Here is a 14,496-nt window from a genome sequence, read left to right on the forward strand (position 1 = left end):
CTCTACTTCTTAGGGTAGCAGGATTGAACGGAACGGGCGACTATGTTGGCTCGGTGGATGTGTCAAACGAGCGAACGAGCACGCACACCTTTTCGCTTACGCATAATGTAATCGGTCGCGACTGGCCGATCCACTTTTACACGAATCGTCATCATCGCTTGGTTAGCAGACTCGAGGAGGTGACCGTCCACATCCTCCATCGTATCAATGACTTGTGAAAAACGAACAAATCCGGGTCCGAAAAATTCAACCTCTTCACCGATTGAAAAGTGATTCCGCTGCTCAAGCGTTGCCATACCCGTCACAGGGTCGTATGAGATGACACGAGCGGCAAACGCAAATTGCGGAATCGAACGAGGTTTCCCGAACAATTGCTCTTTTTCAGTCGGGATCCCGTAATAGAACCCCGTCGCGAGCTCACGTTGGGCCGCTTTCCAAATTTCTTCTTCCCATGCCGGGTCGAAGACGAAATGCTCTGGATCTTCACAGTACGCATCAATCACTTGACGATAGACGTTACACACCGTCGCGACGTAATGAATCGATTTCATTCGTCCCTCAATCTTCAAACTATCCACTCCCGCCTCCACCAAGTCAGGTATGTGGCGGACCATCGATAAATCAACTGAACTCATCGAGAACGGCTCTTCGTCACGCGCTTCCATCTCTTCTGTCAGAAGATCTCCCTCTTCAAAGAAACCATATTTCCAGCGGCATGATTGGGCACATCCCCCACGGTTGGCATCCCGTAATGTCATGTGATTCGATAACGTGCATCGACCGGAATAGGAGATACACATCGCCCCATGGACGAACGTCTCAATTTCGACATCGACTTCCTGTTTCATTTTGACGATTTCATCCATCGATACCTCACGTGCCAAGACGATTCGTTCGAGCCCTTCTTCCTTCCAGAAACGAAGCGTCTCATAGTTTGTCGCCGAAGCTTGGGTCGACAAATGGACGGGCAACCCTTCTGCTTCCGTGAGACACATCTCAATCATCGCTGGATCCGAGACGATGACCGCGTCGATCCCGATATCTCGAAGTGTTCGGAAGAAGTCACCTGCCCCCTCGATATCGCCTTCATGCGTCACCATGTTCGCAGCGACGTATACTTTCGCACCGTTCGCATGTGCGAAGGCTACCCCTTCACGCATCTCGTCATAACTGAAATTACCGGCACGTGAACGTAACCCGAATTGCTGTCCGCCGATATAGACCGCATCGGCACCATAATGGATGGCCATCTTTAATTTCTCTAAGTTTCCTGCTGGCGCTAATAATTCTGGACGTCGTTTCATCTTGATCCCTCACTTAATCTCTTCTGGCTTGCGTAACCATAATCCCGTACCGAGACGGAACGCTTCCGGTTGTAGCTCATGAAGACGTTGTTCCATCTCCATGCGATCAAATCGACCGTTCAACAAATTCGTCCGGGCATAAGTAAACAACTGAACGATTTCAACAAACTGGGCCCCGGCGTGCCATCCATCTAGCTTCCACGTGTGAAGTCCATTTTTGACTAACGTCGGAAGTTGTCCCATGAGCGTCAAATCCTCAGAGAATATATGGGTACCGTTCTCGTCCTCGTAGATGGGATAACGACTCGTCGTATCTGCCGGTTCGCTCATATAAAATTCGCGTTGTTTTGCTTCTTCAATCGGTCTCCCGAGTTCGTTAAAGTAATTCGTCACGAGTGGTCGTTTGGAATGATGGATGCACGTCGGACCATATACTTGTACCTCAACAGGAAGTCCGATTTGTTGTTGGATCAAAACGAGTTCATCGATGGTCACTTCACGCGCGACGACCGCTCCAATCGCTTCGCGTTTCCCCCAAAATTGAATCTGTTTGGCGGACGTGACGAGCGTTTGAGCATCATACCAATACGGAATCTTTGCCTGTCGGATCAAGCGAATGGCACCAGGGTCTCCAGCGGTGACATCATCGACTCCAATCGTTTTCAGCGTTTGCAAATAATCCGTCAATTCTTCAATGTGGTCATTGTGCATCAGGTTGTTGACGGCTACTGTCACTTCTTTCCCGTACCGATGGGCAAGTTGTGTGACTTCCCTCACAGCGTCAATTGTCCAGTCACCTTTTTGTCTCAACCCAAACCTCGAATTTCCGATATACAGTCGGTCCGCACCGGCTTTGATTAACGCTTCTGCCTGATCGACGCACTGCGCCGTAGTGACGAGCTGAATCATCATATTTATTCTACTCCCTACTTTGTGAGTCTAATCACATTTTCTTGCTATACTTTAGCATATGTTTCAATGTGCGAACGGAGCAGGATTTTAACAACTCGTGAAGAATTCAGTAACAATGTATGACTTTTCATCAAAGGAGTGGATCATGTTGTCAAAGACAGCTTTAATCACCGGCGCCTCGATGGGCATCGGTCTAGACTTGGCCGTACTCGCCGCTCGCGACGGCTACGACTGTATTTTAGTATCTCGGAACGAACCACGATTGCATGAACTAAAAAAAGTACTTGAGACACGTTATCGCATCAACGTACATGTCTTTGCACTAGATTTAGCAAAACATGACGCAGCAGTCCGATTGACGACGATGATCGCCGAAGCTGGCCTCACTGTCGACTTTTTAATCAACAATGCCGGGTTCGGCACGTCCGGCGCATTCGCCGACCTCGATGCCGAGACGGAGGCCGACGAGGTCCGATTGAATGTCAATACGTTGACCGAACTGACGAAAGCCTATTTGCCTGGCATGCTCGAACGTGACCACGGATATGTGTTGAACGTCGCATCCGTCGCTGCCTTCCAACCTGGTCCCTATATGGCCGTCTATTATGCGACGAAAGCCTATGTCCTTTCATTCACTGAAGCGATTCATGCCGAAGTGAAAGGTAGCGGTGTGCATGTGAGTGTATTATGCCCTGGCCCGACGGATACAAATTTCTTTAATCGTGCCGGGAGTGAATTATCATTCTCGAAAATGCCATCTCATCTCGTCGCCTTCTTCGGATACAAAGGGGTGTTGAATAACAAGCGTGTGATCATCCCTGGACTCTCGAATCAGCTGTTGGTCGGGGTCGCCAAATTGATGCCGAGAGCTCTCAGTTTAGAAGTACTACGCCGCGTCCAGAAACCGGCTGATGGAACACCTGCTGAATCGACCACATGAAAAGGAGCGACCGCATCGGGTCGCTCCTTTTATGGTTCAGAGTGTAAGCGAGAGACGTTTACAAGCCGATATAGAAACACACCTGCCGGAATCATGGTCATCAGCGCTGTGGCGATGACGACTCCCCACGCCATGATGGCATCGAGCGTCAGGTCTCCCGATGTGAGCTGGTCCATGATGCTCAGTTGTTCCACGGAAAGCACAATCATGAGTGCTGGCCACACGCTCGCCGCAAGGATGCTGATCATGGCAAAACGGGCTCTCGTGTAACGTTTTGCCAATAGAATCAGATTTAACAAGATAAACAATAATCCTACGAGTAAAAACATGCCGACTTCAGTGAGATTGATATATGCACCCATCCGTCGTTCACCTCACTCAAAATGATTTGACTATTGTATATTTACCCGAATTGACGAAGGAATATGCGCTCAAACAAGGGACGGATTAAAATGAGGAAGACAACGTTCGATAGCCCATGTGCCAAGTCAAACGGGACGCTGAGTAAAAGTAGCTTCCAAAAGTCCGCTCCAATCACTTCTATGAACGCCAGATTTGTCGTCCATCCATATAAAAATCCAGAGAAAAAACCGAGCGTAAGGAAAAGGATACCTGACTTCATCCATATCGTTCGAAAACTGCTTACGAGCGTCACGACAAGAAGCCACCCCAAAAATTGATAGAAGACGAACGGTCCGATCCCGAGCAACAGACCCGACAAGATGGGTACGAAGAGTGCCAAGATCGCTGCAGCATTCAACCCAATACATAATGCGGTCAGCATCAAAATAGCTGTCGTCGGCTGTACGTTCGGAATCGTCATAAAGAGCCAACGCCCGATGACTGCGAGTGCCAAGAGCTGCACGAGCGGTTGAATCGGGAGGTCAGATTTCTCAAATCGATACAGCACCAGGATGGCAATCAGAATGGCGAGGACGTATGTGACCATAGCGTACTCCGTTCTTGAAAGATTGAGCGCTCACCTTGAAAGACCACGCGACCACTTGCAAGGTAAATCACGTCCGTCGCTTGGTCGACTAACGCCAAATCATGGGTCGCACAAAGCACGCGTGCTGATTCTGTCTTTTTCAAGAGCGCTTCAAGGAACGCCGTTCGCTCCCCATTCGTTAAATCCACCGTCGGTTCATCGAGCAAAAGGACGCTTGCCGGGTCGTTCAGGACGGCTTGTAGTTGAGCGATCCTCCGATTCGATTCTTTCGGAAACGGACCGTATTCCGTTTCGGCAGGAAGATAGGCAGCTCGCTCCCCCCGCTTCACCCGTCCACGAAGAGGGCGTCTGCTCCTTGCTAAAAGTTCGAGCAACGTCGATTTTCCACTTCCGTTCGTACCAATACAGACGGTGAGGCCCGGTTCATTTATTTGGACCGTCACTTCTTCAATGGCATAAGTCGCCTGAAGCGGATGACGATAGGATACATCGGTCGCTTCAATCCTCGGTATCGTCTCCGATTGTCGGAAAGTGATTTTCATGTCTTCAGACGATTCTTGCGCCCGTTCCGTATAACCGATTTGAACACCGAGATCGGTTATACGACGGAATAGCATCTCTAGATGTTCTCGACGAAATTGATCGAGGTGGCGAAACGGTTCGATAAGCACAAGTGATTCGGGTTGATTTAACAGTGCATGAGCGACTTGTACGATCTGTTGTTCTCCGCTTGAACAGGCGTCAAACGCTTTTGGATATAGTGCATCGATTTGTAAGAGTGAGGCAAGTTCCGCTCCCCGAAGCGGGTCAACACCAGATAATAAATGACCAACTTTTCCTGAGAATGGTTGATTCATTCTGATGACTTGAGGACGATACCGTTCGATATATGCCTCGAACGAACCGTCAACGGTAGAAAGCCATTGCATCACGAACACCTCCTTTTGTGATGTATGGATAGATGAGCCATGGAATGATGGTCCATTCGATTGATACATAACCAATCAAGCCAATCGCAAGGAGTTGCAGAACATCCTCGGCCCGGAAGCGACGCATCGGCTCGACTGCAAATTTTGGCTCATGCCTTTGGCTCTCAATGCCATTCTCGATCGCTTCTTGCCAGGCTTTTTTCGGGTGACTTCTGAGCGACTGACGTACCGCCCGTTCCATCGAAGGAATAAGTGCCCACGCCCCGTACAAGAGGGAAGTTGAACGGGGCCATTTGGAGAGGAGTGGCAGCAATCGTTCCAATCGAACAATACGAGAAATCCACAGCATGCCAAGTAAAAAAGTAGCCAACCTCAACAGCTGACGCCATATGTAAGAGAGCGATAACTCCCACCCGAACAATGCAGGGAAGACCGAAACGACAGCAAACGCAATCAATACGATGAGCATCGTCCACGGAAACCGACGTTCAAGCATGAGCAACAGGACAAGACCGACGACCAATACCGTGACATCTTGGATATACGTCAGGATGAATAGATGGCTGAATAGAAAGAAAAGGAGCGTGACAGGATGTCGCCGCTCCCAATCTGCCTCATTCGAAGAAAGCAATCGCATCTTCTTCAAACCGCCACTGAATGACGTCCGTCGATTCTACTTCTTTAGCACCGGCCCCTTCATCTCCGGGCGCACCATTAAAAGCAAATACCCAGCCTGACGATTGTCCTTCTGATTTTTCTTCGACGCCTTCGATTGCCGTCACGTACGACATGTCTCCGCTTCCTGTCACTTCGAGGTCAAGCCCTGTCGCTTTCAATGCGTCGAGCACGGTCGCATCATCTTCCAAACAGACGCTCTTCTCTTGATAGAGCGTCTCCTCCGTCGCCGCATTGTATACGGAAATGGTCGGACTTACATCGCACGCCTCTTGTTGGGCTTCTTCTCCGCCACATCCGACAAGAAGTGCGGTCGCTAATAGGGAAAAACTCAAATACGGTTTGATCATTCTGTCAAATCCTCTCGTTGATGTATCGAATAATTATATAGTATCGCAAAACGTTCGCCTGAACTTCGTCCTTCCTGTGTCAGTCCGACGAGTTGGATGCTGTTTGCGAGGACTGGTTCGCGCTGGAGCCAGAACTTGACCAGTTCATTGTCCCGATTGATCATGAGCATCGATTCGTTTTCGAACGTGTACATGTCATACAGCCCATCATAGGAAAGTTGTAACACTGGGGCAGAAACGACGTCAGTATACTCATCCCATGAAGGACCTCGTAACGTCGACAGCATGTGGTCGAATTCGACAAGCTTTTCAAAAAAGGCCTGTCCAGATTCTTTACGCAGTTCATCGACTTGTTCATACGAAAGTTGTCCTGAGCCGTATGTTACACGGATCTGTTGGAACGATTCGGCTCGTTCCACCATGAGTAAGTACTCAATGGATTGAACGTTCCCTTCTCGGTCGATCTGTAGTTTCCCACGATCTAATTTAATCGATTCACTATTGATTCGTTGTAACAATTTTTCAGTCATGTCATCAAACGATTCATCCGTGACCGAAACGGCGCCGATTTGTTGCGATTCGGAACGAAACCCGGATTGATCGAATAACGGGACAAAAAGCAAGACAAGAAAAAAGAAGAACCCTAACAGTGCCCCATACCATTTATACCGGCTGTTCTGTTTCGGAAAGAACAAAAAAGACAATAGAAAGCCAATCGGAATGTGAAAACCGCCGATGGGGAAAGACACGATTCCAAGCAGTGAATAAAATAAGAACTTTGGAAAAAAGTTCGCTTCCGGCTCTTTTAATTGATTCAATCGAATCCCTAATAGAACGCTGATTACTAAAAAGGCTGCCCATACATAGAGTTGAATGGTCACATCACTCCCCCACTGTATATTCTAAAAAGTCCGTCGCAACGAGACTCGATGGAAAATCCGACACAACTTCTTGAACAAATTCTTCCTCTCGTCCGACATAGCGTGCTGAGATGTGTGTCACAATCAGCTTGCCGACGGCGCACGCATTCGCTAGCGCGGTCGCTTCACGTGTCGTCGAGTGACCATACTTCCGAGCGAGCGCTTGTTCCGCCTCCATAAACGTCGCCTCGTGAACGAGGAGGTCTGCTCCATCCGCCAACTTCTGCGCGTTCTCACACGGGATTGTATCTCCTAAAATCGCTACGATTTTTCCCGGAATCGGTTCAGTGACGTATTCTTTAGAGTCATACCATTTTCCTTCAAATTCAAATCGGTCTGATTCTTTGATGGTTCGATAAATCGGTCCACTTGGAATACCGAGTTCTCTTACAAGATCGACGCGTAGCATGCCCGGTTTTTCTGGACCATCGATTCGGAAACCGAATGAAGGGAACCGATGCTCTAATTTTCGCACAGTGACGAGATGGTCGTCTTGTATGAATGTGTCCCCGTCCGAGTACTCGATCACGGTCAGCTCGTATCCTAGATGTGAGCCTGTGACACGCAACGTAGCTTCAAGCCATTTTTTCAATCCTTTTGGTCCATAGACGGTCAAGGGGGCGGTTCCATCGAGTGCCGAACGAGTCGATAAGAATCCAGGCAATCCGAATACATGGTCACCATGAAGATGCGTCACCCATACCGCTGTCACTTTTCTCGGTTTGATTTTCGTATAGAGCATTTGGTGTTGCGTGCCCTCGCCACAATCAATCAGCCAGGTCACGTTCGATAAATCGAGAGCTAGCCCCGATACGTTGCGCTGTTTCGAAGGCATCCCCGACCCAGTTCCTAAAAACTGTAACTTCATAAATATTTAATTCCTTTCTTCAAGCCGTTCCATGCTATACTTGACGTAATCGCTGAAAAGGATGTGATTTGTGATGACAAAGGCAGAACAACCCGAATCGATTTATGAGACGATTCGAGAACGCGCAGCTTTGATGAATCGCTTGCACCAACAGGAACAAGGCACCTCTATCCGCATTCACGACATAGCGATCGAACTTCATTGCACAGACGAGTTGATTTTAGAATCACTGGAGTTCGCAGCATAACGAGTACGAACACATACGAAGAGCCGACGAATGGTCGGCTCTTTTTTATTGCTTAGGTGATGCGACTTCTTCAACGATTGTCACGACATATTCGACGAGTTTATACAACTCTTCAAGTGGCATCCGTTCGTTCGTCGTATGAATCTCTTCATAGCCGACCGCCAAGTTGACTGTCGGGATTCCCCCACCGGCGATGACGTTCGCATCCGAACCGCCCCCTGAGTGTAAGATTCGAGTCGGACGTCCGATTGTCTGAGCCGCACGTTTCGCCACCTCAACGACTTCGTCCCCTTCCTCAAACTTGAATCCAGGATACATGATGTCGATGTCCACTTCGGCACGACCACCGAACGACTCAGCGACCTCGATGTACGCTTGTTTCATCGTTTCCGCCTGTTTCTCCATCTTCTCATGGATGAGGGAACGGGCCTCAGCAAGAACTTCGACATAGTCACACACGATGTTTGTCGCGCGACCCCCTTCGAAACGTCCGATGTTGGCTGTCGTCTCTTCATCGATACGACCGAGCGGCATCTTCGCGATGGCTTTCGCTGCGATTTGAATCGCCGAGATTCCTTTTTCAGGTGCGACACCAGCATGAGCCGTCTTCCCGTAAATCTTCGCGTTCACTTTTGCTTGAGTCGGAGCGGCGACAATGATGTCTCCAACTGGTCCATCCGAATCAAGGGCAAAACCGAACTTCGCATCGATTTTCGATAAATCCAATACTTTCGCACCGACGAGACCTGATTCTTCCCCGACAGTGATCACGAACTGGATTTGACCATGTGGAATTTGTTTTTCTTTCAATACACGCACGAGTTCGATCATCGCAGTGAGGCCGGTCTTGTCGTCTGCTCCGAGAATCGTCGTACCATCCGTGACGACATATCCGTCTTTGATGCTCGTCTTGATTCCTTTACCTGGAGTAACCGTATCCATGTGAGCCGTAAAGTAAATCGGATCAACATTGTCTTTCGTTGCAGGCAACGTGATGATCAAGTTGTTACCAGAGTGTGCCGTCTTCGTTGATGCGTCGTCCTCGTAGACGTCGCAGCCAAGCTCTGTGAATACACCTTTCAAATGTTCACAGATGATCGCTTCTTCCTTCGTTTCTGAATCGATGCCGACCAATCCTAAAAATGTGTCGAGCACGCGTGTCTCGTTTACCATAAACAACATCCCTCCATCCAAACATTTCTTGACCATTATATCAAACTCCCCTGGATTGCACGAATCTTTTCCATTCTGTACAATGATGGCAAACACGTATATGGAGGCAGACCATGAAGAAAAAACAGAAAAGACGACAACGCATCATTCAAATCGGCGTCGTCGTCATCGTCTCAATCTTTTTAATCAGCACGTTTCTCTCGAGCATGACCATGTTCTTTTAAGAGCAAGATGTATCGCTCTTTCAAGATCAAGTAACTTTTTACATCAGATAAAATATTTAATAAGGATGAGCGTACCTCGAATTCCTCACGCGTCGTGGGGAGAGGTACGTTTTTTCGATAATGCTCAATCATCTCTTCAAGCTCCTGTAGAAAGACGGATGCATCGGCCTGCTCGTTCACATGGTCCCCGACTCGACGTAAGAACGTCGCGACCGGTTTCGCTTCATTGACGACCATCGTGATTTCTCTGGCGTTATCCGCGACTCGTTTGAGAATATCATACTGCCGTTCACGCATCCGGAAGTATAGATAGTCCATGTCTTCATTCCGCTTTCCGATTGAGTTTCCCATACGGCGAAGGGCTAAATCTTTCCCCTCTTTCAGATAGTCCCGTGTCTTGATGAGCATCATCGAGTGATTGTTATAGATGCCCGTCTCGACACATGCCGCCACGTCATAATACAGAACAGCAAGCGAACGGTCGATATTCTCTTTAATCCGTTCAATCTCACGGTCAAGCGTCGGCATATACATGTTGACGACGAGCCCGACACCGACACCTATTGCAATGAGGAATAGCTCATTGATAAATAACTCGAGTGTAAACTGTGCCTCGGTGTAGAGGTGGGTCAAAATGACGACACTCGTAATGAGCCCGTCTTGCAGTTTCAATTGTTGTACGAGTGGAATGAAAATGACAAAATAAAGTGTGAGCGTCACCGGTGAATAGCCGAGTAGCGTGAACATCGCCGCACCCATTCCGATGGCGAGAAGACTTGCCATGACTCGTTCATAGGAGGCGCGAATCGATTTTTTACGCGTCTCTTGAATACTTAAAATGGCGATAATGGCTGCAAATACAAAATAATCGAGATGAATTGTTTCGGAAATGAGCATCGCGATACCTGCTGCGACCGCGGTCTTTAACGTCCGCGTTCCAATTTTCATACTAATTTCCCCCTTCTCCATCAAATTGTTGACTAAATCAACTCGTTTGGCAATTCAAAAGTTTGGAAGTGATTTGATTGAAACGAAAGAAAAGACTTAAGGTTTGGCCGATGATTGCGACACTTAGTCTCGCCATCGCAGCCTTTTTATGGATTCAATCTTCCCGTGAAGACACCTATACCGTCGAAACGGTGACGAATGGCGACCGTGTCACGAGGTCGTTCGAATCTCTCGCAGAAGCAAAACGATACATGACGGCCGGTAAGAACCGGACATTGTTCTCCCCCTCTGGAGAAGTACTCGATTTTACAGGTACCGGAGTCGTCGTCACTCCGAGTGATGCTATCACAAACTTATATAAAGATGCATCATTTAAAACACGACAATCCTATGTCGCTGGTGGCACGAGACTTCAACTAATTGAGCGCGGAGACGATCATCTTAAAGTACGTATCTCCGGGGCGGATGTGTATGTCAAACCGGATCAAATGGCGTTATTCCCTGAAGCGGTTGTGAAGAGACGTGGATATTACGAGATTCGAGAAGGTGACGTCTACCATACGGTGGAAGCGAACGCCAATCTCGCCGGTACGTTCCTTGTAGGTCCGACAGAAAAAAACTCGGATGACCGTTTTTACACAGAACGTGTCCAAGACGTCTTCGATTCTCCTTATCAATTTGCATCGATTCGCAAGTCGTCCCCATATTCGGCTGACGAGTTTGATCAATATTTAAAATCCATCGATTCACCACTCGCTGGGGAAGGCAAGTCTTTTAAACGGGCAGAAGATACGTATAACATTAATGCCTTATTCCTGCTGGCGGTTGCCGGGCATGAGTCCCGATTTGGAACGTCCGATATCGCTCGGGACAAGCGGAACCTATTTGGGTTCCGCGCGACAGATGACGACCCGAGCGGGAATGCGACATCCTTTAAAACAATTGACGCCAGCGTACAAGCTGCTGCTGAATTGTTTGCGACTAAATATGTCACTGGGCCATATGCTCGTGGCGATTATCCTGGGAACAAGCAGGAAGGCATCAATATCTTCTATGCCTCCGATCCATACTGGGGTGAGAAAGTTGCCGGTACGATGTACACGATCGACCGTGAACTCGGTTTGAAGTACTTGAAAAAAATTCAATGAAAAGCAGCCCGGCTCATACGAGTCGGGCTGCTTGACGCTTCATTCGATTATAACTTCCACCTCTTGCTCATACAATTCGATGAGTCGATTGTTGTCGAGCACATGCTCACTTGACTGTTCATAGCGGTCTGTGACGAGCGGAATCAAATCTTCCCACACGACCCATTTCACGTATTGATCGCGATAATAATCATGATTGAGCTCATACACGCTCATCTCTTTTGCCTCTGCATATCGTCTTTGAGACTCGACCACCGTCGCATCCGGTCCTTTTTCAATCCGTTCATCGACTTCGTCACCCGTTACTACGATTCCATATTCGCTTTTCACATGCTCCAACCATGCACGTTCAAAATCAGCTTGGTCTTTTGCACGGATTATAAGTTCCTTCACATCGATGATTTCACCACTCTTCTTCATCTCCACGTACATTCGTTCTGACAACTTTCGTTCGAAATCGTTATTGATTTGCGGAGCCAAATCGTTTTGAAACGTCTCAAGGATTTTCTTCAGTTCTTCGACCGTCGACTCAGAATAAACCTTTGTCTCCGTTTGGGTGAACATCTTATTTTCGACCTGTTCAGACATTTTCTTTGAATCAGATTGATCGATGAGCACAAACATTCCGACAATGATAAGTATGAATATGGTCAGCCCTGTAATACGCTTCATATTCCATCATCTCCTATTTTAAATTCACGTCATGGTTTTGAATATCAATCGTTACATCATGTATATACTTCTCAAGTGAAAAGAATGATTCAACATCGAATGACATTTTGTTGAAGGAGTTTTACATCATAAGACGAATACGTAAAATGAACGACCATTCATTTTTGAGGGGGAATTAAGATGAAAACGATTTGGATTACCGGGGGATCGTCCGGCATGGGGAAAGCGATGGCATTAAAATTTATACAGGAAGGATGGAACGTCGCTATCAGCGGTCGAAACGAGGAACGACTACTAGAAGCGATGAACGATTTGAATTCAATCGATGCAGGTCAGGCGATGAGTGTGCAACATGACGTTCGTGACTATGAAGGATGCGCGAAAGCACTGGCTGACATCGTATCCGCTTATGGACCAGTACACGCACTCGTCAACAATGCTGCCGGAAATTTCGTCTGTCCGACCCTTGATTTATCTCCTAATGGTTGGGCAAGTGTCATCGACATCGTCTTGAACGGGACATTCAACTGCACCCATGTTCTCGGGAAACATTGGGAAGCAGATGAAATCCGTGGCGGCTCCATCATCAACATGGTCGCTTCCTATGCGTGGCAGGCAGGTCCTGGTGTCGCACCGAGTGCGGCAGCGAAAGCAGGCGTCTTGAATTTGACGCGAACACTCGCGGTTGAATGGGGCTATCAATTCGGCGCACGGGTCAATGCCATCAGTCCTGGACCGATTGAACGGACAGGCGGCGCTGAAAAGCTCGTCTCCCACGTAAAAGAAGTAGAGCGTATTCGCCGTAACGTCCCACTTGGACGTTTTGGGACACCGGAAGAGATCGCGGACCTCGCTTACTGGATGGCATCAGACGAGATGCGCTATTTAAACGGGGATTGCATCTCTCTTGACGGTGGTCATTGGTTGAACAAGCATCCATTCTAATCAAAAGGACGACCGAATATACTCGGTCGTCCTTTTATATGTCCACCCCATCCCATTCTTCATGAAACTGTTCTAGAAACTGCTGCATGAAAGCATGACGTGACATCGCTAGTTGTTTTGCTTTTGAGGTATGCATCATCGACGCCAGCTTCAACAGCTTGTCATGAAAATGTTGAATGGCACTCTCTTCCGACAAATCGAGCGGAGTTTTGCGAGAACCCGCGAACTGGAACGTTCGCGCAATCCCGATGGCCCCCATCGCATCAAGACGGTCGGCGTCTTGCAAGATTTCGCTTTCCCGGGTCGTCGGGGTCTTGCCTTTTGAGAAGGAGACCTCATCAATCACCGCCATCACCAATTCCACTTGCTCTTCAGTGATGTCAATTGAGGACAGATGCTGTTTGACGAGACCGTTCGGACGACCGAGCTTATGATCTTCCACGTCGTGTAAATATGCCGAGAGGAGGAGAACCGTCCGATTGACCGGTTCATCCTCCATTAAACGTTCCACTAGTCGGACGACACGCGTAATGTGGGCGACGTCATGACCCGACGCGTCATTTGCATGAATCGTTCCGATGAACTCTCGCGTCGCTTGAATCACGTCCATGCTTAAATCTCGATCGTCGTATTCGGTTCAATCAAGAGACCTCGACGGTGCAATTGGTCACAAAATGCCTGAGCATCTTGTTTAATCGGCGGGAACGTATCAAAGTGAATCGGGACGACACGTTTCGCTTGTAGCCATTGTGCCGCATCTAATGCGTCTGTCGGTCCCATCGTGAAGTTGTCTCCGATTGGAAGGAACGCGACATCGATTTCAAACCGTTCACCGTACATCTTCATATCGGAGAAGAGACTCGTGTCTCCAGCGTGGTAGAGCGTCAGTTCGTTCGTCTCGATGATGAATCCGGCAGGCATCCCCATATAGACCGGTGTATCCCCCATGTCAAAGCTCGAACTGTGGAACGCTTGGGTCATCGTGACACGCCCGAACGGAAAGGCATGACCTCCCCCGATGTTCATCCCGTGAACAGAGAAGCCTTTTTTCTCGTAATACGTTGCGAGTTCATGTGTCGCCACAATCGTCGCACCCGACGATTTCGCAATCAATTCGACATCCTCGATATGATCGAAATGAGCATGTGTGAGCAACAAATAGTCCGGACGTAGTGTAGAAGGGTCTATTTCCGTATGAGGGTTACTCGTCAAAAATGGATCGATCAACACGTTTACGCCATCAATCTCAAATCCTACAGTCGCATGTCCATAATAGGTGATTTTCACGTGTA

The 14,496-nt window shown here is 48.2% G+C and carries 18 protein-coding genes; 4 read left to right on the top strand and 14 right to left on the bottom strand.

What is annotated here, in order from left to right:
* Positions 1-62: 62 nt before the first annotated feature.
* Both KNO71_RS00890 and KNO71_RS00895 read right to left on the bottom strand, forming a co-directional pair.
* On the bottom strand, positions 63-1,304 hold the full coding sequence (locus KNO71_RS00890) for a peptidase U32 family protein (protein ID WP_214684060.1): 1,242 nt from the start codon (positions 1,302-1,304) through the stop codon (positions 63-65).
* A gap of 9 nt (positions 1,305-1,313) precedes the next feature.
* Positions 1,314-2,216, bottom strand: a complete 903-nt coding sequence (locus KNO71_RS00895; protein WP_214684057.1) for a peptidase U32 family protein — start codon at positions 2,214-2,216, stop codon at positions 1,314-1,316.
* A 145-nt stretch (positions 2,217-2,361) separates the two neighbouring features.
* Between KNO71_RS00895 and KNO71_RS00900 the strand changes: the two genes are divergently transcribed.
* Positions 2,362-3,156: an SDR family NAD(P)-dependent oxidoreductase gene (locus KNO71_RS00900; protein WP_214684055.1), complete on the top strand. Its 795-nt coding sequence runs from the start codon at positions 2,362-2,364 to the stop codon at positions 3,154-3,156.
* 29 nt (positions 3,157-3,185) lie between these two features.
* Here the strand turns inward: KNO71_RS00900 and KNO71_RS00905 are convergent, their stop codons facing one another.
* Genes KNO71_RS00905 through rnz form a run of 7 tightly spaced genes read right to left on the bottom strand, consistent with a single transcriptional unit; the run spans position 3,186 to position 7,847 of the window.
* Complete coding sequence (locus KNO71_RS00905) at positions 3,186-3,518, bottom strand: hypothetical protein (RefSeq protein ID WP_078147078.1); 333 nt, start codon at positions 3,516-3,518, stop codon at positions 3,186-3,188.
* Between the two features lie 41 nt (positions 3,519-3,559).
* Positions 3,560-4,105: a hypothetical protein gene (locus tag KNO71_RS00910; protein WP_078147079.1), complete on the bottom strand. Its 546-nt coding sequence runs from the start codon at positions 4,103-4,105 to the stop codon at positions 3,560-3,562.
* Complete coding sequence (locus KNO71_RS00915; protein WP_214686915.1) at positions 4,078-5,034, bottom strand: ATP-binding cassette domain-containing protein; 957 nt, start codon at positions 5,032-5,034, stop codon at positions 4,078-4,080. Before KNO71_RS00915 ends, KNO71_RS00910 begins: the two co-directional genes overlap by 28 nt.
* On the bottom strand, positions 5,012-5,671 hold the full coding sequence (locus KNO71_RS00920; protein WP_214686916.1) for a hypothetical protein: 660 nt from the start codon (positions 5,669-5,671) through the stop codon (positions 5,012-5,014). The genes KNO71_RS00915 and KNO71_RS00920 overlap by 23 nt, the downstream gene beginning before the upstream one ends.
* Complete coding sequence (locus tag KNO71_RS00925; protein WP_214686917.1) at positions 5,649-6,059, bottom strand: DUF4430 domain-containing protein; 411 nt, start codon at positions 6,057-6,059, stop codon at positions 5,649-5,651. The genes KNO71_RS00920 and KNO71_RS00925 overlap by 23 nt, the downstream gene beginning before the upstream one ends.
* Positions 6,056-6,940, bottom strand: a complete 885-nt coding sequence (locus tag KNO71_RS00930) for a hypothetical protein (RefSeq protein WP_078147083.1) — start codon at positions 6,938-6,940, stop codon at positions 6,056-6,058. Before KNO71_RS00930 ends, KNO71_RS00925 begins: the two co-directional genes overlap by 4 nt.
* A gap of 1 nt (position 6,941) precedes the next feature.
* A complete protein-coding gene (rnz, locus tag KNO71_RS00935) occupies positions 6,942-7,847 on the bottom strand; it encodes a ribonuclease Z (protein ID WP_214686918.1) in 906 nt (301 codons plus the stop codon).
* 73 nt (positions 7,848-7,920) lie between these two features.
* Here rnz and KNO71_RS00940 point away from each other — a divergent pair, with 73 nt between their 5' ends.
* Positions 7,921-8,094, top strand: a complete 174-nt coding sequence (locus KNO71_RS00940; RefSeq protein WP_012726540.1) for a hypothetical protein — start codon at positions 7,921-7,923, stop codon at positions 8,092-8,094.
* 45 nt (positions 8,095-8,139) lie between these two features.
* On the opposite strand, the gene KNO71_RS00945 is transcribed toward KNO71_RS00940, so the two are convergent.
* Both KNO71_RS00945 and KNO71_RS00950 read right to left on the bottom strand, forming a co-directional pair.
* Entirely contained in the window at positions 8,140-9,267 is a 1,128-nt protein-coding gene (locus KNO71_RS00945) for a M20/M25/M40 family metallo-hydrolase (RefSeq protein ID WP_078147934.1), read from the bottom strand.
* A 182-nt stretch (positions 9,268-9,449) separates the two neighbouring features.
* Positions 9,450-10,439 carry an aromatic acid exporter family protein gene (locus tag KNO71_RS00950; protein ID WP_214686920.1) on the bottom strand — a complete coding sequence of 330 codons (990 nt, stop codon included), beginning with the start codon at positions 10,437-10,439 and terminating at the stop codon, positions 9,450-9,452.
* A 77-nt stretch (positions 10,440-10,516) separates the two neighbouring features.
* On the opposite strand from KNO71_RS00950, the gene KNO71_RS00955 reads away from it, so the two are divergent.
* Positions 10,517-11,587: an N-acetylglucosaminidase gene (locus KNO71_RS00955; RefSeq protein WP_251031921.1), complete on the top strand. Its 1,071-nt coding sequence runs from the start codon at positions 10,517-10,519 to the stop codon at positions 11,585-11,587.
* Between the two features lie 39 nt (positions 11,588-11,626).
* On the opposite strand, the gene KNO71_RS00960 is transcribed toward KNO71_RS00955, so the two are convergent.
* Complete coding sequence (locus KNO71_RS00960; RefSeq protein ID WP_214686922.1) at positions 11,627-12,259, bottom strand: hypothetical protein; 633 nt, start codon at positions 12,257-12,259, stop codon at positions 11,627-11,629.
* A 180-nt stretch (positions 12,260-12,439) separates the two neighbouring features.
* Between KNO71_RS00960 and fadH the strand changes: the two genes are divergently transcribed.
* Entirely contained in the window at positions 12,440-13,204 is a 765-nt protein-coding gene (gene fadH, locus KNO71_RS00965) for a 2,4-dienoyl-CoA reductase (RefSeq protein WP_214686924.1), read from the top strand.
* Between the two features lie 34 nt (positions 13,205-13,238).
* Here fadH and KNO71_RS00970 read toward each other — a convergent pair whose 3' ends face one another.
* Positions 13,239-13,814, bottom strand: a complete 576-nt coding sequence (locus tag KNO71_RS00970; RefSeq protein WP_214686926.1) for an HD domain-containing protein — start codon at positions 13,812-13,814, stop codon at positions 13,239-13,241.
* A 2-nt stretch (positions 13,815-13,816) separates the two neighbouring features.
* Positions 13,817-14,491 (bottom strand): metal-dependent hydrolase, encoded by a 675-nt coding sequence (locus KNO71_RS00975; RefSeq protein ID WP_074036740.1) that lies wholly within the window; start codon positions 14,489-14,491, stop codon positions 13,817-13,819.
* Positions 14,492-14,496 lie beyond the last annotated feature (5 nt).

The sequence above is a fragment of the Exiguobacterium sp. s163 genome (genome assembly GCF_018617135.1).
Lineage (GTDB): Bacteria > Bacillota > Bacilli > Exiguobacteriales > Exiguobacteriaceae > Exiguobacterium > Exiguobacterium profundum.

What these genes read in the sequence shown, in the direction of transcription:
- KNO71_RS00895 (WP_214684057.1), bottom strand. Translation starts at nt 2,216, where the DNA reads ATGATGATTCAGCTCGTCACTACGGCGCAGTGCGTCGATCAGGCAGAA.
- KNO71_RS00945 (WP_078147934.1), bottom strand. Translation starts at nt 9,267, where the DNA reads ATGGTAAACGAGACACGCGTGCTCGACACATTTTTAGGATTGGTCGGC.
- KNO71_RS00905 (WP_078147078.1), bottom strand. Translation starts at nt 3,518, where the DNA reads ATGGGTGCATATATCAATCTCACTGAAGTCGGCATGTTTTTACTCGTA.
- KNO71_RS00900 (WP_214684055.1), top strand. Translation starts at nt 2,362, where the DNA reads ATGTTGTCAAAGACAGCTTTAATCACCGGCGCCTCGATGGGCATCGGT.
- KNO71_RS00890 (WP_214684060.1), bottom strand. Translation starts at nt 1,304, where the DNA reads ATGAAACGACGTCCAGAATTATTAGCGCCAGCAGGAAACTTAGAGAAA.
- KNO71_RS00915 (WP_214686915.1), bottom strand. Translation starts at nt 5,034, where the DNA reads ATGCAATGGCTTTCTACCGTTGACGGTTCGTTCGAGGCATATATCGAA.
- fadH (WP_214686924.1), top strand. Translation starts at nt 12,440, where the DNA reads ATGAAAACGATTTGGATTACCGGGGGATCGTCCGGCATGGGGAAAGCG.
- KNO71_RS00925 (WP_214686917.1), bottom strand. Translation starts at nt 6,059, where the DNA reads ATGATCAAACCGTATTTGAGTTTTTCCCTATTAGCGACCGCACTTCTT.
- KNO71_RS00960 (WP_214686922.1), bottom strand. Translation starts at nt 12,259, where the DNA reads ATGAAGCGTATTACAGGGCTGACCATATTCATACTTATCATTGTCGGA.
- rnz (WP_214686918.1), bottom strand. Translation starts at nt 7,847, where the DNA reads ATGAAGTTACAGTTTTTAGGAACTGGGTCGGGGATGCCTTCGAAACAG.
- KNO71_RS00940 (WP_012726540.1), top strand. Translation starts at nt 7,921, where the DNA reads ATGACAAAGGCAGAACAACCCGAATCGATTTATGAGACGATTCGAGAA.
- KNO71_RS00950 (WP_214686920.1), bottom strand. Translation starts at nt 10,439, where the DNA reads ATGAAAATTGGAACGCGGACGTTAAAGACCGCGGTCGCAGCAGGTATC.
- KNO71_RS00970 (WP_214686926.1), bottom strand. Translation starts at nt 13,814, where the DNA reads ATGGACGTGATTCAAGCGACGCGAGAGTTCATCGGAACGATTCATGCA.
- KNO71_RS00920 (WP_214686916.1), bottom strand. Translation starts at nt 5,671, where the DNA reads ATGCGATTGCTTTCTTCGAATGAGGCAGATTGGGAGCGGCGACATCCT.
- KNO71_RS00910 (WP_078147079.1), bottom strand. Translation starts at nt 4,105, where the DNA reads ATGGTCACATACGTCCTCGCCATTCTGATTGCCATCCTGGTGCTGTAT.